The 16,725-nt window shown below is 74.9% G+C and carries 15 protein-coding genes; 10 read left to right on the top strand and 5 right to left on the bottom strand.

Going from position 1 to position 16,725, the window contains the following annotated elements:
• Window positions 1–64: 64 nt before the first annotated feature.
• Window positions 65–1,420 carry a phosphoglucosamine mutase gene (glmM, locus tag ACN268_RS17635; protein ID WP_421484129.1) on the top strand — a complete coding sequence of 452 codons (1,356 nt, stop codon included), beginning with the start codon at window positions 65–67 and terminating at the stop codon, window positions 1,418–1,420.
• Window positions 1,421–1,455: 35 nt separating this feature from the next.
• Here the strand turns inward: glmM and ACN268_RS17630 are convergent, their stop codons facing one another.
• Together ACN268_RS17630 and ACN268_RS17625 are read right to left on the bottom strand one after the other, a co-directional pair.
• Complete coding sequence (locus ACN268_RS17630) at window positions 1,456–2,652, bottom strand: pyridoxal phosphate-dependent aminotransferase (protein WP_421484127.1); 1,197 nt, start codon at window positions 2,650–2,652, stop codon at window positions 1,456–1,458.
• 173 nt (window positions 2,653–2,825) lie between these two features.
• The gene (locus tag ACN268_RS17625; RefSeq protein WP_421484125.1) at window positions 2,826–3,311 is read right to left on the bottom strand and encodes a hypothetical protein; all 486 of its coding nucleotides are present in this window, start codon (window positions 3,309–3,311) and stop codon (window positions 2,826–2,828) included.
• 816 nt (window positions 3,312–4,127) lie between these two features.
• Here ACN268_RS17625 and glmS point away from each other — a divergent pair.
• Window positions 4,128–6,041, top strand: a complete 1,914-nt coding sequence (gene glmS / locus ACN268_RS17620; protein ID WP_204924896.1) for a glutamine--fructose-6-phosphate transaminase (isomerizing) — start codon at window positions 4,128–4,130, stop codon at window positions 6,039–6,041.
• A gap of 8 nt (window positions 6,042–6,049) precedes the next feature.
• Here the strand turns inward: glmS and ACN268_RS17615 are convergent, their stop codons facing one another.
• Window positions 6,050–7,753 carry an alpha/beta hydrolase gene (locus tag ACN268_RS17615; protein WP_421484123.1) on the bottom strand — a complete coding sequence of 568 codons (1,704 nt, stop codon included), beginning with the start codon at window positions 7,751–7,753 and terminating at the stop codon, window positions 6,050–6,052.
• Entirely contained in the window at window positions 7,750–8,046 is a 297-nt protein-coding gene (locus ACN268_RS17610; RefSeq protein WP_421484121.1) for a hypothetical protein, read from the bottom strand. The genes ACN268_RS17615 and ACN268_RS17610 overlap by 4 nt, the downstream gene beginning before the upstream one ends.
• Before the next feature lie 250 nt (window positions 8,047–8,296).
• Here ACN268_RS17610 and ACN268_RS17605 point away from each other — a divergent pair, with 250 nt between their 5' ends.
• The 5 genes from ACN268_RS17605 to ung all read left to right on the top strand — a co-directional run bounded on the left by ACN268_RS17605 (window position 8,297) and on the right by ung (window position 13,301).
• Window positions 8,297–9,766 carry an NAD(P)H-hydrate dehydratase gene (locus tag ACN268_RS17605; RefSeq protein WP_421484120.1) on the top strand — a complete coding sequence of 490 codons (1,470 nt, stop codon included), beginning with the start codon at window positions 8,297–8,299 and terminating at the stop codon, window positions 9,764–9,766.
• Between the two features lie 70 nt (window positions 9,767–9,836).
• Window positions 9,837–10,955 carry an alanine racemase gene (alr, locus tag ACN268_RS17600; protein WP_421484119.1) on the top strand — a complete coding sequence of 373 codons (1,119 nt, stop codon included), beginning with the start codon at window positions 9,837–9,839 and terminating at the stop codon, window positions 10,953–10,955.
• Window positions 10,952–12,049 (top strand): alpha/beta fold hydrolase, encoded by a 1,098-nt coding sequence (locus ACN268_RS17595; protein ID WP_421484117.1) that lies wholly within the window; start codon window positions 10,952–10,954, stop codon window positions 12,047–12,049. The genes alr and ACN268_RS17595 overlap by 4 nt, the downstream gene beginning before the upstream one ends.
• On the top strand, window positions 12,046–12,528 hold the full coding sequence (gene tsaE, locus ACN268_RS17590; RefSeq protein WP_421484116.1) for a tRNA (adenosine(37)-N6)-threonylcarbamoyltransferase complex ATPase subunit type 1 TsaE: 483 nt from the start codon (window positions 12,046–12,048) through the stop codon (window positions 12,526–12,528). Before ACN268_RS17595 ends, tsaE begins: the two co-directional genes overlap by 4 nt.
• 71 nt (window positions 12,529–12,599) lie before the next feature.
• Window positions 12,600–13,301, top strand: coding sequence for a uracil-DNA glycosylase (gene ung / locus ACN268_RS17585; protein WP_421484115.1), 702 nt, complete (start codon window positions 12,600–12,602; stop codon window positions 13,299–13,301).
• Between the two features lie 134 nt (window positions 13,302–13,435).
• Here ung and ACN268_RS17580 read toward each other — a convergent pair whose 3' ends face one another.
• Window positions 13,436–14,176, bottom strand: a complete 741-nt coding sequence (locus ACN268_RS17580; RefSeq protein WP_421484113.1) for a helix-turn-helix domain-containing protein — start codon at window positions 14,174–14,176, stop codon at window positions 13,436–13,438.
• Window positions 14,177–14,493: 317 nt separating this feature from the next.
• Here ACN268_RS17580 and tsaB point away from each other — a divergent pair, with 317 nt between their 5' ends.
• The 3 genes from tsaB to tsaD are packed head-to-tail and all read left to right on the top strand — an operon-like array spanning window position 14,494 to window position 16,716.
• Window positions 14,494–15,204, top strand: a complete 711-nt coding sequence (gene tsaB / locus ACN268_RS17575; protein WP_421484112.1) for a tRNA (adenosine(37)-N6)-threonylcarbamoyltransferase complex dimerization subunit type 1 TsaB — start codon at window positions 14,494–14,496, stop codon at window positions 15,202–15,204.
• Window positions 15,205–15,248: 44 nt separating this feature from the next.
• On the top strand, window positions 15,249–15,677 hold the full coding sequence (gene rimI / locus ACN268_RS17570; RefSeq protein ID WP_421486926.1) for a ribosomal protein S18-alanine N-acetyltransferase: 429 nt from the start codon (window positions 15,249–15,251) through the stop codon (window positions 15,675–15,677).
• Window positions 15,670–16,716 (top strand): tRNA (adenosine(37)-N6)-threonylcarbamoyltransferase complex transferase subunit TsaD, encoded by a 1,047-nt coding sequence (gene tsaD, locus ACN268_RS17565; protein WP_421484110.1) that lies wholly within the window; start codon window positions 15,670–15,672, stop codon window positions 16,714–16,716. The genes rimI and tsaD overlap by 8 nt, the downstream gene beginning before the upstream one ends.
• The last annotated feature ends 9 nt before the right edge of the window (window positions 16,717–16,725 follow it).

Here is a 16,725-nt window from a genome sequence, read left to right as displayed (position 1 = left end):
CGGGGAGGTGGCCCGGCCGTTCCGTTTGCTCCACTCATCGCAGTCGCACCGGAGGTTGGCGGGTATGGGTCGGTTGTTCGGCACGGACGGCGTACGCGGGCGGGCGAACGTCGACCTCACCCCGGAACTGGCGCTCGCGGTCGCCGTGGCCGCCGCGCACACACTGGCCGAGTCGGACCGCAGCCACCCGCCCCTGGCCGTCGTCGGCCGGGACACCCGGGCCAGCGGCGAGATGCTGGAGGCCGCGGTGGTCGCCGGCCTCACCAGCGCCGGGGCCAGCGTCGTGCGGGTCGGCGTGCTGCCCACCCCCGCCGTGGCGTTCCTGACCGCCGAGGCCAAGGCCGACCTGGGCGTGATGCTCTCCGCCTCGCACAACCCGATGCCGGACAACGGGATCAAGCTCTTCGCCGCCGGTGGGCACAAGCTGCCCGACGAGATCGAGCTGCGGATCGAGGCCGCCGTCGAGGCCAACGCCACCACCGCCTGGGACCGTCCCGTCGGTGCCGGGGTCGGTCGGGTGCACGACCTGCTCGACGGTGCCGACCACTACGTGCAGCACCTCGTCGGCACCGTGCCGCACCCCCTCGACGGGATCAAGGTGGTGGTCGACTGCGCCAACGGCGCCGCCGCCGAGGTCGCCCCGGTGGCCTACCGGGAGGCCGGTGCCGAGGTCATCGCGATCCACGCCGAGCCGGACGGCCTCAACATCAACGACGAGTGCGGTTCCAACCACCTCGACGGCCTGCGGGCCGCCGTGGTCGAGCACGGCGCGCACCTGGGCCTCGCCCACGACGGCGACGCCGACCGCTGCGTCGCGGTCGACGCCAACGGCGAGGAGGTCGACGGCGACGAGTTGATGGCGATCCTCGCGCTGGCCCTGCGCGACGCCGGCGAGCTGACCCGGGACACCCTGGTCGCCACCGTGATGAGCAACCTCGGCCTGCGGCTGGCGATGTCCGCGCAGGGCATCCGGCTGGTCGAGACCAAGGTCGGCGACCGGTACGTGCTGGAGGAGCTGCGCGCCTCCGGCCTCGCCCTCGGCGGTGAGCAGAGCGGACACCTCGTCATGCCCGCGCACGCCACCACCGGCGACGGGGTGCTCACCGGCCTGCACCTGATGGCCCGGATGGCCGCCACCGGCCGGTCCCTGGCCGAGCTGGCGTCCGTGGTCACCAAGCTGCCGCAGGTGCTGATCAACGTGCCGGTCGGGGACCGTACCGTCGGTGCCACCGCGCCCGCCGTCACGGCCGAGGTCGAACGGGCCGAGGCCGAGCTGGGGGAGACCGGTCGGGTGCTGCTGCGCCCGTCGGGCACCGAACCGCTGGTCCGGGTGATGGTCGAGGCCGGCACCGAGGAGACCGCCCGGTCGGTGGCCGAACGGATCGCCGAGCAGGTCCGCACCGCCAGCCCCGCCGGCTGACCGATGTCGGGTCTCCCGCCCGCCGGCCCCGGTGGTCAGCGTGTGGCGGAAAGCCCGCGTAGCCGGGTGACGGCTTCGGTCAGCACCTCGGGGCGCTTGCAGAAGGCGAACCGGACCAGCCGCCGGCCGGCCTCGGCGTCGTCGTAGAAGACCTGGGTGGGTACCGCCACCACGCCGCAGCGTTCCGGCAGGGAACGGCAGAACTCCAGCCCGTCCCGACCGCCGAGGTCGGTGATGTCGGCGGTGACGAAGTACGTCCCCTCCGGGGTGAGCACCGCGAAACCGGCGTCGGTCAGGCCACCGATCAGCAGGTCCCGCTGCCGTTGGAGGCTGTCGCGGAAACCGGTGTAGTAGTCGTCGGGCAGGGCCAGCGCCACGGCGACCGCCGGTTGCAGCGGCCCTGCGTTGACGTAGGTGAGGAACTGCTTGACCCGCAGCACCGCCGACACCAGCGGGGCGGGCCCACTGACCCAGCCCACCTTCCAGCCGGTGCAGGAGAAGGTCTTGCCGGCCGACGAGATGCGCAGGGTGCGTTCCCACATCCCCGGCAGGGTGGCCAGCGGCAGGTGCGCGGCGGCGGCGTCGGTGAAGACGAGGTGCTCGTACACCTCGTCGGTGACCGCGTACACGTCGTGTTCCCGGCAGAGGTCGGCGACCAGGTTCAGCTCCGGTGCGGTGAAGACCTTCCCGGTCGGGTTGTGCGGCGAGTTCAGCAGCACCAGCCGGGTACGCGGCCCGAACGCGGCCCGCAGCTCGTCCGGGTCGAAGGCGTACCGGCCGTCGTCGCCGGGGCGCAGCGTCACCGGCCGCCGTACCGCCCCGGCCAGGGCGATCGACGCCGCGTACGAGTCGTAGTACGGCTCGAAGCAGATCACCTCGTCACCCGGTTCGCAGAGCGCGAGGATGCTGGCGGCGATCGCCTCGGTGGCCCCGGCGGTGACGATCACCTCGCCGTCGGGGTCGTACGTCAGGCCGTGGAAGCGGAGCTGGTGCGCGGCGACGGCCCGACGTAGCACGGGCACCCCCGGACCGGGCGGGTACTGGTTGTGCCCGGAGCGCAGCGCCTCGGCGGCGGCGGCCAGCATCTCCGGCGGCCCGTCGGTGTCCGGGAAGCCCTGGCCCAGGTTGACCGCACCGGTCCGGACGGCGAGCGCGGACATCTCCGCGAAGACGGTCGTCCCGAACGGACGCATCCGGGCCACCAGCGGGTCGACATCGGTCGGTGTCGTCACGCCCGTCAGCCTACGGCCCGGGACCGCCCCTGCCACCAGGGCTCGTCACCGCCTTTCCGCCCCTGATCGCCTTCCCGCGCTGATCCGGCCTTGCTGCCCCTGCTCCGGCTTCCCGCGCTGCTCCTGAGCCGCTTCCCGGGCTGCCCCGGCGTGCTGCCGGTGATCCGTCGTGGTCAGCGGATCGGGTTGGCGTGGCACTGCACCCGCCAGTCGTCCGGACCGGCCACGTCGGTGACCCGGGGCCGGGTGCCGACGGTGGTGGCGCACCGGAACCCGCCCGGGTTGCCGTCGGAGCGGGCGGCGGTGACCAGCACCCGGTTCGGATCGTCGGTACGCAGCGCCATCCGCCAGGGCAGCCGTACCTTCTCCTGCTGGATGAAGTAGCCGTCGCCGTCGTAGAACTGGAGGTCCACGGGGCCGGTGCCGGTCACCTCGTACGTCACCGGGTAGCGGCCGGGACCGTCGGCGGGCCGGGTGGCGGGGGCGGAGGGTTGGAACGGCTGCGGCGGGCTCCAGCTCGGCTCGGGTTCGTCGTCGTAGTATCCCCGGCCGTAGGGGTCCTCGGTCGACGTGTCCGACCCGATCCCGTCGAGCAGGGCGCCGCCCCCGCAGAAGCAGGCGCAGCCGACGAGGGTGAGCACCGCGATCACGGCGACCACGATGCCCACCACCGTGCCGGCGCTGGTCCGCCCGCCCGACGGCGGGTAGCCGGGGTGGGCGAACGGCGGCGGGTACCCCGGCGGCGGCCAGCCGTGGCCGGGTGGTGCACCGGCTGCGCCGGGCCAGGCTGCCGGTGCCGCGCCGGGCCATCCGACGGGCGGGGGACCGCCGGGGTTCGCGGCGGACCAGTCGCCGAAAGCGGCGGGCGTGCCGGACGGATCGACGGCGGCTGGCGGATCGGCCTGCGCGCCGGGGTAGGTCGACCCGTGCGGGCCGGGGGGAGCAGAGCCGGCCGGGCCGGGGTGGACGGCACTGGAGGGGTGGCCGGTCGGGTCGGGTGTCGCTCCGTGGGCCCAGGGGGCGGGGGCCGCCCAGGGTTGCGGGACCGCGAGCGGGTCCGGCGGGGCCCACGCGGACGGGCCTGTGGTGCCGGCGGGCCCGGGAGCCGGGTCGCCGGACGCCTGGGGTGTCGGGCCGCCGACCGCAGGAGCGGGATCGCCGGCTGCAGGCGTGGAACCGCTGGCTGCGAGAGCGGGGTCGCCGGGTGGGGGCGCGGGATCGCTGGGGGGTGGCGTGTCGGACATCGCTGCTCCGGGGACGGAAGAGGAGGAAAGGGGCGTACGGGCCGTCCCAGGGACGTTCCAGGGGTCGCCGAGAGACTGACGTACCGGCGGGCCACCCGCAACCCCGTACGTCCGGACGGGGGTGTCGGTCGTCCGGTTGCCGCCCGTCACCGCCCGATCGCTCAAATTCGGTGATCGTTTGCCCGGCTTCCGCGCACACGAGGTGAGCGAAACTGGGTTAGGCTGCGAACCATGTGTGGAATCGTGGGTTACGCCGGCGCGCGCCCGGCGCTCGGCATCGTGCTCGACGGATTGCGGCGGCTGGAATACCGGGGATACGACTCGGCCGGGGTCGCGATCGTCTGCGACGACGAGCTGCTCACCGAGAAGAAGGCCGGCAAACTGGCCAACCTGGAGAAGGTCCTCTCCGAGCGGGCCGCCACCAACCCCGACGACTGCGCCGCCAGCCCGGTCGGCATCGGCGACGGCACCACAGGCATCGGCCACACCCGGTGGGCCACCCACGGCGGCCCGACCGACCGTAACGCCCACCCGCACGTGGCCCCCGACGGCCGGGTCGCCGTGATCCACAACGGCATCATCGAGAACTTCGCCAAGCTCCGCGCCGAGCTGGAGGACGACGGCGTCCAGTTCACCAGCGACACCGACACCGAGTGCGCCGCCCACCTGCTCTCCCACGCGCTCGCCGAGCTGCGGGCGGCCGGTGGCACCGACGGCCCGCAGCTGCTCGCCGCCGCGATGCGGGTGGTGTGCCGCCGGTTGGAGGGCGCGTTCACCCTGCTCGCCGTCGATGCCGCCATCCCGGGTGCCGTGGTCGGCGCCCGGCGCAACTCGCCGCTGGTGGTCGGCCGGGGTGACGGGGAGAATTACCTGGCCAGCGACGTGGCGGCGTTCATCGAGCACACCCGCGAGGCGGTCGAGCTGGGCCAGGACCAGCTCGTGCTGATCACCGCCGACAGCATCGAGATCACCGACTTCGACGGCCAGCCGGCCACCGGCAAGGACTTCCACATCGACTGGGACTCCTCGGCCGCCGAGAAGGGTGGTTACGACTGGTTCATGCTCAAGGAGATCGAGGAGCAGCCGCAGGCCATCGCGGACACGCTGCTCGGCCGGCTCACCGAGACCGGGGAGATCGCCCTCGACGAGGTCCGCCTCAGCGACCAGGACCTGCGCGACGTCGACAAGATCTTCATCGTGGCCTGCGGCACCGCGTACCACTCGGGCATGGTCGCCAAGTACGCCATCGAGCACTGGACCCGCATTCCCTGTGAGGTGGAACTGGCCAGCGAGTTCCGTTACCGCGACCCGGTGCTCGACCGGTCCACCCTGATCGTGGTGATCTCGCAGTCCGGCGAGACGATGGACACCCTGATGGCGCTGCGGCACGCCAAGGAGCAGAAGGCCCGGGTGCTGGCCATCTGCAACACCAACGGCTCCACCATTCCGCGCGAGTCCGACGCGGTGCTCTACACCCACGGCGGCCCGGAGATCGCCGTCGCCTCGACCAAGGCGTTCCTCACCCAGCTGGTCGCCTGCTACCTGATCGGCCTGCACCTGGCCCAGGTGCGGGGGATCAAGTTCGCCGACGAGGTCGGCGCGGTGGTGGCCCAGCTCCAGGAGATGCCGGGCAAACTGCGGGAGCTGCTGGACCGGATCGAGCCGGTGCGGGAGCTGGCCCGGGAGCTGAAGTCGGAGCCGACGGTGTTGTTCATCGGCCGGCACGTCGGCTACCCGGTGGCCCTGGAGGGCGCGCTCAAGCTCAAGGAGTTGGCGTACATGCACGCCGAGGGGTTCGCCGCCGGTGAGCTGAAGCACGGGCCGATCGCCCTGATCGACAAGGGCACCCCGGTGATCTGCGTGGTGCCGTCGCCGGTCGGCCGGGGCATGCTGCACGACAAGGTCGTCTCCAACATCCAGGAGGTCCGGGCCCGGGGTGCCCGGACCATCGTGATCGCCGAGGAGGGCGACGAGGCGGTGGTCCGCTACGCCGACCACCTGATCTACGTGCCGCGTACGCCGACCCTGCTCGCGCCGCTGGTCACCACCGTGCCGTTGCAGGTGCTCGCGGCCGAGATCGCCGCCGCCCGGGGGCACGACGTGGACCAGCCGCGCAACCTGGCGAAGTCGGTCACCGTGGAGTAGGACGCCGCTCACCGGCCCAGCACGATCCGGGCCATCCCGTCCAGGGCGGGGTTGTCGGGCTCCCAGTAGCCGGTGTGACCGCCCCGACCGCTGGGGAAGGTCCGGCCGCCGAAGCCCGGATCGCTCGGATCGTGCCCGAACCACAGCCGATGGTCGTCCGGGCGGAACAGCGAGGCGGCGCTGGCCAGCGGCGAGGTGGCCAGCACCGCCCGGCCGGCCAGCTCCCGGGGTGGCTCGACCAGCCGGATCACGTCGTCGCCGGCGGTGCTCGACCAGACCTGCCCCGGTGGCAGGCCGAGCGCCCCGGCCCGGTCCACCCCCACCCCCGGTGACCCGACGAAGGCCAGCGCGTCGGCGGCCAGTCCGTGGTCGCGGGCGGCGCTGCCCACCACCAGCGAGCCGTAGCTGTGTCCCAGTACGGTCTGCCGGGCCGCCGGCCCGTCGTGGGTGGCGCGCAGCCCCTCCTGGAAGCGGTGCAGGTCGGGCCCGGCGTCCCGGGCCTGGGCCGGTGAGGACGCCTCGGGCAGGAAGTCGGGGGCGTCGTAGTCCAGCCAGAGCACCGCCGCCGTCTCCTCACCGGGGGCGAGGGCGGTGCACCGGTCCTGCACCCGGGCGGCCCGACCCAGCTCGCCGGGAACGTCGGCGAGGTCACTTGTCATCCCCGGCACGTAGGTCAGCACCCGCTGGGCCCGGTCCGGGTTGCCCAGCGCGACGATCGCCCGGCCGTCGCCGCGCGGGTCGAGCCCGAGCAGGTAGGGCCGGGGTCCCGTCGTCGCGGCGAGTCGTCCGGCGAGCCCGTCCAGGGCGGCCAGCGCCCGGTCGATCCGGCGCAGCCGGGAGCGCCCGCCCGACCCGCTGGCCGACGCCGTTCGGCGTTCGGCCGACAGGGCCTCCCGGTGCCCGGTCAGCAGCAGCCGGTTCGCCTGGTCCCGGGCCGCCGCCGGCACCCCGTCGCGCGGGCCGATCCGGGCCGGCTCGTGCAGCACCAGCCAGCGCCGCTGGGCCGGGGTGAGGCCGTCCCACCAGGCACGGACCGCCGCCGGGGTGGCATCGTCGGCCGGCCGGGCCGGTGGTGGCCGCTCCACCCAGCCGGTGCGGGCCGCCCCGGTCAACTCGGCCAGCCGGCCGGCGACCTCCCGGTCGGCCACGTCGGCCAGCACCAGCGCCTCCCGCAGCGCCGCCGCCACCTGGGCCACCGCCGCCGGCGACCCCACCCCGTTCCTGGTGCCGCCCCCGCCGGTCACGTCCGTGCCGGCGCGGGGACCGGGGGAGTGGGCCGTGCCGGCACCGCCCGCCGGGGCGGGGCGCGCACCCGCCCCGGCCGGCAGCACACCCGACTCGGGGCCCCGCCAGGTCGGCGGGACCGCCCGCAACCCGCCGTGCCGGTCGACCGCCACGCCGGTACGGTCGGCCAGCGCCACCGCCTCGGCCAGCCGGCCCTTGGCCACCCGTAGCCGACCGGCGAACTCGGCGAGCGCCTGATCGGTCTCGACCAGCGCCGGCAGGATGGTGCCCAGCTCCGCGCGCAGCCCGTCGAGCCGGCCGCCGGCCCTGGTGGCTGCCCCGCCCGACCAGCCCGTCCGCAGCGTCGCCGCCCGCTCGGCCAGCCCGGACCGCCGTCGGGTGACCGGCGCGTCCAGCCCGCGCCAGGCCACCCCCGCCGCCACCCAGTCGCTCGGGGAGGCGGCCCAGAGCTGGGCGTACCCGATCATCGGGGTCGACCGGCCAGCCGGCCGGCGGCCCGGTCGTCGGCCGCCACGTACGCCTCGGCGGCGTTGCGCAGCGCGGTACCGGTCTCGGCGACCCGGACGCCGAGCACCCCGTGCCAGGCGTGCACCGCCGACTCCAGCCCGGCCAGGGCGGCCCCGGCCCGCCACCCCGGCGCGGACAGCACCAGACCGGGCTGACCCGCCAGCCCCCGGGCCAGCGCGTACGCCTCGTCGGTCAGCCCGCCGGCGGTCGCCCGCAGCACCGGCAGGTCCACCCGCACCGGCTCGTCCGTCATCGTCCGCCTCCCGCCCTCGCCCGGCCCACCGCCGTGACCGCGCCGCCGACGTTAGGTCGCGGGGTGGTCGGCCAGCGGACCCTGTGGACGACGGGCGGTGGTCGTACCCCCCGGTTGTCCACAGGTCTTGCCGGCCGCGACGCCGGTGGCTAATCTGCCGCCTCCACCGCCGGTAGGGTGATCCCGACCACGGCGGACGGGCCCGACCGGACGGGCGGGACGGCCGTCCGGCGGCGAAGACGGGGGTGGCATGAGATCGGTGTGGCGGGTGTCGGACGTACGCGCGGCGGAGGCCGGCCTGATGGCCACCGTGCCCCCCGGGACGCTCATGCAGCGGGCGGCGGCCGGGCTGGCCCGGCGGTGCGCCCTGCTGCTCGCCGACCGGGGCGGGGTGTACGGCGCACGGGTGCTGCTGCTGGTCGGCAGCGGCGACAACGGCGGCGACGCGTTGTACGCCGGTGAGCGGCTGGCCCGCCGGGGCGCGCAGGTCGCCGTGCTGCCGACCGCCCCCGGGCGGGCGCACGCCGACGGACTGGCGGCGCTGCGGGCCGCCGGGGGACGACTGGTCGACGCCCCGCCCGCCACGGTCGACCTGGTGCTCGACGGGATCGTCGGGATCGGCGGCACCGGCGGGCTGCGGGACGCCGCCGACGAACTCGTCGCCGGCCTGCCCGGGTTGCGGGGCCGCGACGGCGGCCGGGCCACCGTCGTCGCGGTGGACGTGCCCAGCGGGGTGGCGGTGGACACCGGCGACGTGCCGACGGACGGGTCGGGCCGGCCCAGCGCGGTGCGGGCCGACGTGACGGTGGCGTTCGGCGCGCTCAAGCCGGCCCTGGTGGTCGGCCCGGCGGCCCCGCTGGCCGGGCAGGTCGAGCTGGTCGACATCGGGCTCGGGCCGTGGCTGCGCGGCACCCCCGCGCTGCGGGTCACGCAGTGGTCGGACGTGCGCGACTGGTGGCCCCGCACCGGCGCGTCCTCGGAGAAGTACCGCCGGGGTGTGGTCGGGGTGGCCACCGGGTCGCGCACCTACCCGGGGGCGGCGGTGCTCTCGGTGGGTGGCGCGCTGGCCGGCCCCACCGGGCTGGTCCGGTACGCCGGTGGCGCCCGGGACGAGGTGGTCCGACAGCACCCGTCGGTGATCGCCACCGACCGGGTCGCCGGGGCCGGCCGGGTGCAGGCCTGGGTCTGCGGCTCCGGCCTGGGCACCGACGAGCAGGCCGGGGCGGAACTGCGCGCGGTGCTGGCCGCGCCGGTGCCGGTGGTGCTCGACGCAGACGCGTTGACCCTGCTGGTGGACGGTTCACTCGCCGGTAGGCTGCGGGACCGGGACGCGCCGATCGTGGTCACCCCGCACGACCGGGAGTTCACCCGGTTGTGCGGCGAGGAACCGGGGGCCGACCGGGTCGCCGCCGCGCTGCGGCTGGCCGCCTGGATGAATGCGACGGTGCTGCTCAAGGGGGACCGCACGGTGGTCGGCACGCCGGACGGCCGGGCGTACGTCAACCCGACCGGCAGTCCCGCGCTGGCCACCGGGGGCACCGGGGACGTGCTGGCCGGGCTGCTCGGTTCGCTGCTCGCCGCCGGGCTGGCCCCGGAACGGGCGGCGGCCGGCGCGGCGTACCTGCACGGGCTGGCCGGTCGGGAGGCGGCCCGGGGCGGCCCGGTGACCGCGCCGGACGTGGCGACCGCACTGCGTACGGTGGCGGCCCCGCTGCTCTGACCGGGGCGGGTCGGCGTCCCGGGTCGGCGTCCACCGACCGGGTGATCACCGACGCCAGTAGGCTGGGCGTATGTGGCAGGCCGAGGTACGTGTCGATCTGGACGCGATCCGTCAGAACGTGGCCCGGCTCCGGTCGGGCACCAGCGCCGAGTTGATGGCGGTGGTGAAGGCCGACGGGTACGGCCACGGCATGGTCCCGTCGGCGCGGGCCGCGCTCGACGCGGGGGCGGACTGGCTGGGCGTGTGCACCCTCGACGAGGCGTTGACGCTGCGCCGGGCCGGGATCACCGTGCCGGTGCTGGCGTGGCTGCTCGACCCGGGGCTGCCCCTGCACGAGGGGGTGGCGGCCGGGGTGGACCTGGCCGCCGCGAGCCTGTCCCAGCTCGACGAGATGGTCGCGGCGGGGCGGGCCGCCGACCGCCCGGCCCGGCTGCACCTCAAGATCGACACCGGGCTGTCCCGGGGCGGCGCGACCGTCGCCGACTGGCCGACCCTGCTGGAGGCCGCCGCGAAGGCCCAGGCCGACGGCCTGGTCGAGGTGGTCGGCGTGTGGAGCCACTTCGTGTACGCGGACTCGCCCGGCCACCCCACCACCGACCGGCAGTTGGCCGTCTTCCACGAGGGGCTGGCCATGGTCGAGCGGGCCGGCCTGCGCCCGCGCTACCGGCACCTGGCCAACTCGGCGGCCACCCTGACCCGCCCCGACACCCACTTCGACCTGGTCCGACCCGGGATCGCCGTCTACGGGCTGTCGCCGATCGCCGGGCAGCAGTTCGGGCTGCGCCGGGCGATGACCGCGCGGGCCCGGGTGATGCTCGCCAAGCGCGTTCCCGCCGGCACCGGCGTGTCCTACGGGCACACCTACACCACCGTCGAGGAGGCGAACCTGGCCGTGGTGCCGCTCGGCTACGGCGACGGGGTGCCCCGGCACGCCTCCAACGTGGGTCCGGTGCAGCTCGGCGGGAAGCGGCGGACCATCTCCGGCCGGGTCTGCATGGACCAGTTCGTGCTCGACTGCGGCGCGGACGAGGTGGCCGCCGGTGACGTCGCGACCCTGTTCGGCAGCGGCGACGACGGGACGCCCACCGCCGACGACTGGGCCGAGGCGGTCGGCACGATCAACTACGAGATCGTCACCCGGTTCGGCGGGGTGCGGGTGCCCCGGGTCTACGACGGTGAGCGGCCGTGAGCGCGGTCAGCCGGTTCCGGGTGCCCCGACCGAGGACCGCCGCCGGGAGGGTCGCCGGTGTGGTCGGGGCCGCGGTGGGGGTGGCCGCCGCCGGACTGGCCGCCGGGGTGGCCACCGAACGCGCCCTGGTCCGCCGGCTCAAGGCCGACCCCGCCGACCCGTACGCCGGGGAGGACTTCGGCGCGCAGCGCTACGACGAGTCGTACCGGCTGGAGCTGCCGGACGGCACCGACATCCACGTCGAGGTGGTCGAGCCGACCCGGCCGGTGCCGGGGCGTCCGACGGTGGTGCTGGTGCACGGCTTCTGCCTGGACATGGGGACGTTCCACTTCCAGCGCAAGCTGCTCGCCGAACGCGGTGACCACCGGATCGTCGCCTACGACCAGCCGGGGCACGGCAGGTCGGGACGGTTGGAGACCGGCGAGTACGACCTCGCCGCGCTCGGGCACACCCTGCGCCGGGTGATCGACGCGACTGCCCCGCAGGGGCCGTTGGTGCTGGTCGGGCACTCGATGGGCGGGATGACCATCATGGCGTTCGCCGAGGCGTACCCGGAGTTGTTCGGTGACCGGGTGGTCGGCACGGTGCTGATGGCCACGTCGGGCGGGTTGCTCGCCGAGACGAAGCTGGTCGCGCCGGCCCTGCTCGGCCGGGTCGGCTCGCCGGTGCTGTTCATGATGAACAACGCCACCCGGTACGGCGGGATCGTGATCGACCGGGCCCGCAGGTCCACCTCCAACGTGGCCTGGCTGCTGACCCGCCGTTACGGCTTCGGCACCCCGAAACCGAGCCCGGCCCTGGTGTCGTACGTGGAACGGATGAACTCCCGGACGTCGGCCGACACGGTGACCCGCTACCTGCGGACCCTGGCCACCCACTCCCGGTTCCCGGCGCTGGCCGCGCTGAGCGGCACACCGGTGCTGGTGGTGGTGGGCGACAAGGACATGATCACGCCGGTGGTCCACTCGGACGAGATCGTCCGCCGGCTGCCGCACGCCGAATATCTCAAGATCCATGACAGTGGGCACGTGGTGATGCTGGAACACGCCGACGAGGTCAACGCGGCCCTGGAACGCTTCCTGGAGGCGTTGTGAGCGTGCGCGTCACGTTGCCCACGGTCGACGACACGCACGCCTTCGGCCGCCGGCTCGCCGGCGTGCTGCGCGCCGGTGACCTGCTGCTGCTGACCGGCCCGTTGGGGGCCGGCAAGACCGCCCTCACCCAGGGTCTCGGCGCCGGCCTGGGGGTACGCGGCGACGTCACCTCGCCGACCTTCGTGATCGCCCGGGTGCACCGGCCCGACCCGGCGCGCGGCGGCACGGTGGCCCTGGTGCACGCCGACGCGTACCGGCTGGGTGACGCCGCCGACCCGCGCGCCGAGATCGACGACCTGGACCTGGACGCCTCGGTGGACGACTCGGTGACCGTGGTCGAGTGGGGCGAGGGGCTGGTCGAGCAGCTCGTCGACACCCACCTGCGGGTACGCATCGACCGGCGCGACGACGACACCCGGGTGGTCGAGTTGGAGCCGGTGGGCGGGGACTGGGCGGACCGCCTGACCGCGCTGGGCTGACCCGGCCCTGGGGTGCGGGGTGTCGTACCCGCTGCCTAGAGTGCCGGGGACTTCGTTGTGAAAGGTTGCCGATGCCCGACGACACCCCCACCCTCGACCTGCTGGCGCTGTTGCCGCAGGAGTGGCGTGCCGTGCTCACCCCGCACCTGGACCCGGCCCGGACGGCGGCGCTGGCCGAGTTCGTGGCCCGCGAGTACGCCACCCAGACCGTCTTCCCGCCTCAGGAGGACCTCTTCTCCGCCTACCGGCTGTGCGGCCCGGAGCAGTGTCGGGTGCTGATCCTCGGCCAGGACCCGTACCACAAGGCGGGGCAGGCGCACGGGCTGAGCTTCAGCGTGCGGGAGGGGGTGTCCGTGCCGCCGTCGCTGCGCAACGTCTTCAAGGAGTTGAGCGAGGACCTCGGGGTGCCCAAGCCGCGCAGCGGCAACCTGGACGGTTGGGCGGCGCAGGGTGTGCTGCTGCTCAACGCGGTGCTCACCGTCCGGCAGGCCAGCCCCGGTTCGCACGGCAACAAGGGTTGGGAGGAGTTCACCGACGCGACCATCCGGGCCCTGGACGCCCGGGACGAGCCGGTGGTGTTCCTGCTCTGGGGTGGGTACGCCCGCAAGAAGGCGGCCCTGGTCACCAACCCCCGGCACGTGGTGCTGGAGGCCGGCCACCCGAGCCCGATGAACCCGCGTGGCTTCCTGGGCAGCCGTCCGTTCAGCGCCACCAACAAGGCCCTCGCCGACGCCGGCCTGCCCCCGATCGACTGGGAGCGCTCGGCCGGCTGATCCGTGCGGCCGTCCACACCGTGTACCGCCGGCTGACGTCGGCGGTACACGGTGGTCGCGGTCAGCGGCAGCGCGTGGCGGTGTGCCGCACCGTGGTGGGGTGGGCACGACGTTCGGCGTCGTCGGCGCGGCGCTCACCGCCCGGTCCGCGCGGCCGGGCCGACGCCCGGGGTGCGGCCCTCGGCGGCGCGTTGCCGGTGCCGGCGCAGCAGTGCGGCGGCCCGCGGGTCCGTCAGCTCCACGGTGACCAGCGGGACCACCCGGTAGCTGCGTTCCCCGTGCCGTACCTCGATCGCCGCCGGGAACTCGTCGCACATCTGCGCGCGGATCTCGCCGTACCGGGTCATCCAGCGGTGCTCGCCGGGCTCCTCCGGTTCCAGGTACAGGCCACCGAACTCACCCCACCTGGCATTCCAGCGCTGCCCGTAGGCGGCCGTCAGCCAGGCGGTGAACCGGGCGGAGTCGCACCACCGGACGGCGAACTCGACCGCGTCGACGGGTACGGGTGCTCCCTGGAGCAGCGCGGCGGTGCTGCCGGTCAGCAGGTGGGGCAGCGCGCCCAGCCGGTCGAGCAGCCGATCCAGCCCCAGCTCGTCGATCCGGTCGGCGGGCGACCGCCCGGCCAGTGCGTCCAGCTCGGCGTCGAGATGGCTGTCGAGGGGCTCGGCGGTGACGGCGAGTTGTCGGCCGAGGGCGGCGAAGAGGCGCTCGACCAGGTCGAGGCTCGGCACCCGCCCACCGCGCTCGACGCGGGCCACCGCGCTCTGACTCGTGCCTGCCCGGTCCGCCAGTTGCTGCTGGGTGAGCGCGGCGGCATGGCGTTCCCGGCGCAGCAGGGCGGAGATCTCCGTGGCAAGTCGACTACTCTCGGTCATCCAGGCATGATGATGTGATGGCGGTGAGCGGTATGCCTGTCCGTCATATTCATGACCCACAGGAATACCGCTTCACACGGCACACCGCACCCCACCCCGATCGGCTTACCACCTGGCCGTCCGGCCGCCGACGGGCCGTGACCGGCCTCAGGGAGAGGACCCTCGGCGATGACGACCCGTGGCCCGTGGTCGGGAAGCAAGGGTGAGAGGCGGGGGCCGAGAGCGGGATGCGAGGGCCCGGGATGCGGGGGCGAGGGGCCGAGCGGGCGGGCGGGGTGTGACCGGGCGGCGCGGGCGGACGGCTAGGCTGGCTTACCGTGCTCGTACTGGTGGTGGACTCCTCGACGCCCGCGGTCACCGCGGCGCTGGCCGAGGTCACGGCGGACGGCGTCGCGCTGCGGGCGCACCGGTGCACGGTCGACGCCCGCGCCCACGGTGAACTGCTCGCCCCGCAGGTCGAGGCGGTCCTCGCCGACGTCGACGCGCGGCCGGCCGACCTCGGTGCGATCGTCGCCGGGCTCGGTCCCGGCCCCTTCACCGGGCTCCGGGTCGGCCTGGTCACCGCCGCCACCATGGGCCAGGTGCTCGGCATCCCCACGTACGGCGTCTGCTCGCTCGACGGCATCGGCCATCGCGGCCCGGCCCCGGCCGGCACTACCGGCGGCACGGCCGTGGGGGAGCAGCGGGTGCTGGTCGCCGCCGACGCCCGGCGCAAGGAGGTCTACTGGGCGGTCTACGACGGCACCGGCCGGCGGATCGTCGGTCCGGAGGTGGACGCCCCGGCGGTCGCCGCCGCCCGCGCCCGGGAACTGGCCGTCACCGAGGCGGTCGGGGACGGCGCCCACCGGTACGTCGACGTGTTCGGCCTGCCGCTGCGCGCCGAACCCCGCTACCCGGCCGCCGCCGCGCTGGTCGCCCTGGCCGCCGCCCGGATCCGGGCGGGTGCCCCCGGCGAGACGCTCACCCCGCTGTACCTGCGCCGGCCGGACGCGGTCGCGGCGACCAGCCGCAAGTCGGTGCTCCCGTGACGGTACGCATCGACCGGTTCCGCTGGTGGCACATCGCCGAGGTAATGCCGATCGAGGCGGACCTGTTCGGCCCCGAACAGTGGTCGCCGGCGATGTTCTGGAACGAGCTGGCCAGCGGTCGTCACTACCGGGTCGCCCTGGATGGCGACGGGTCGCTGCTGGGCTACGCGGGCCTGGCCGTCGACCCGGACGGCGAGTCGTGGGTGCAGAACATCGCGGTCCGCCGGGACGCCCAGCGGCGCGGGATCGGCCGGGCGCTGCTTGCGGACCTGCTCGCGGAGACCGCCCGGCGCGGGGTCGGCAGCGTCCTACTGGAGGTGGCCGTCGACAACGCCCCCGCCCAGCGGCTCTACGCGGGGTACGGGTTCGAGCCGATCGGCGTACGGCGGGGCTACTACCAACCGAGCAACACCGACGCGCTGGTCATGCGGCGCGACGCGGAACCGGGCGCGGACGGGACGGACCATGGCTGACGAACCCCTGATCCTCGGGATCGAGACCTCCTGCGACGAGACCGGGGTGGGGATCGTGCGCGGGCACACCCTGCTCGCCGACGCGCTCGCCTCCAGCGTGGACGAACACGCCCGGTTCGGTGGGGTGGTGCCCGAGGTGGCCAGCCGGGCGCACCTGGAGGCCATCGTGCCCACCATGGACCGGGCGCTGCGCGATGCGGGGGTGACCCTCGCCGACATCGACGCGATCGCGGTCACCGCCGGTCCCGGCCTGGCCGGGGCCCTGCTGGTCGGGGTGGCCGCCGCGAAGGGTTACGCGCTGGCCGCCGAGAAGCCGGTGTACGGGGTGAACCACCTGGCCGCCCACGTCGCGGTGGACACCCTGGAGCACGGTCCGCTGCCCGCGCCGGCGATCGCCATGCTGGTCTCCGGTGGACACTCCTCACTGCTGCGCGTCGACGACCTGGCCCGGGGGGTGACCCCGCTGGGCGCGACCATCGACGACGCGGCCGGGGAGGCGTTCGACAAGGTGGCCCGGTTGCTCGGCCTGCCGTTCCCGGGCGGCCCGTACATCGACCGGGAGGCGCGGGCCGGTGATCCGGCGTCGATCGCCTTCCCGCGTGGCCTGACCGCCGCCAAGGATCTCGTCGCCCACCGCTACGACTTCTCCTTCTCCGGGCTGAAGACGGCGGTGGCCCGCTGGGTGGAGGGGCGGCGGCGGGCCGGTGAGCCGGTGCCGGTGGCCGACGTGGCGGCTGCCTTCCAGGAGGCGGTCTGCGACGTGCTCACCGGCAAGGCGCTGGCCGCCTGCCGGGAACACGGGATCGACACCCTGGTCATCGGCGGGGGAGTGGCGGCGAACTCGCGGCTGCGGGCGATGGCCGAGCAACGGGCGCAGCGGTACGGCATCCGGGTCCGCACGCCCCGACCGGGGCTGTGCACCGACAACGGGGCGATGGTCGCCGCGCTCGGGGCGCACCTGGTGGCCGCCGGGGTACGCCCGAGCCGGCTGGACCTGCCCGCCGACTCGGCGTTGCCGCTGACCACGGTCAGCGTGTGAGGGGAGGTG

Origin of the sequence: Micromonospora sp. WMMD735 (assembly GCF_049178995.1) — a bacterium.
In the GTDB taxonomy this organism is placed as follows: Bacteria; Actinomycetota; Actinomycetes; order Mycobacteriales; family Micromonosporaceae; genus Micromonospora; species Micromonospora wenchangensis.
Note: the sequence above shows the minus strand (reverse complement) of the source record. Positions and strands in the feature narration are given on the sequence as shown.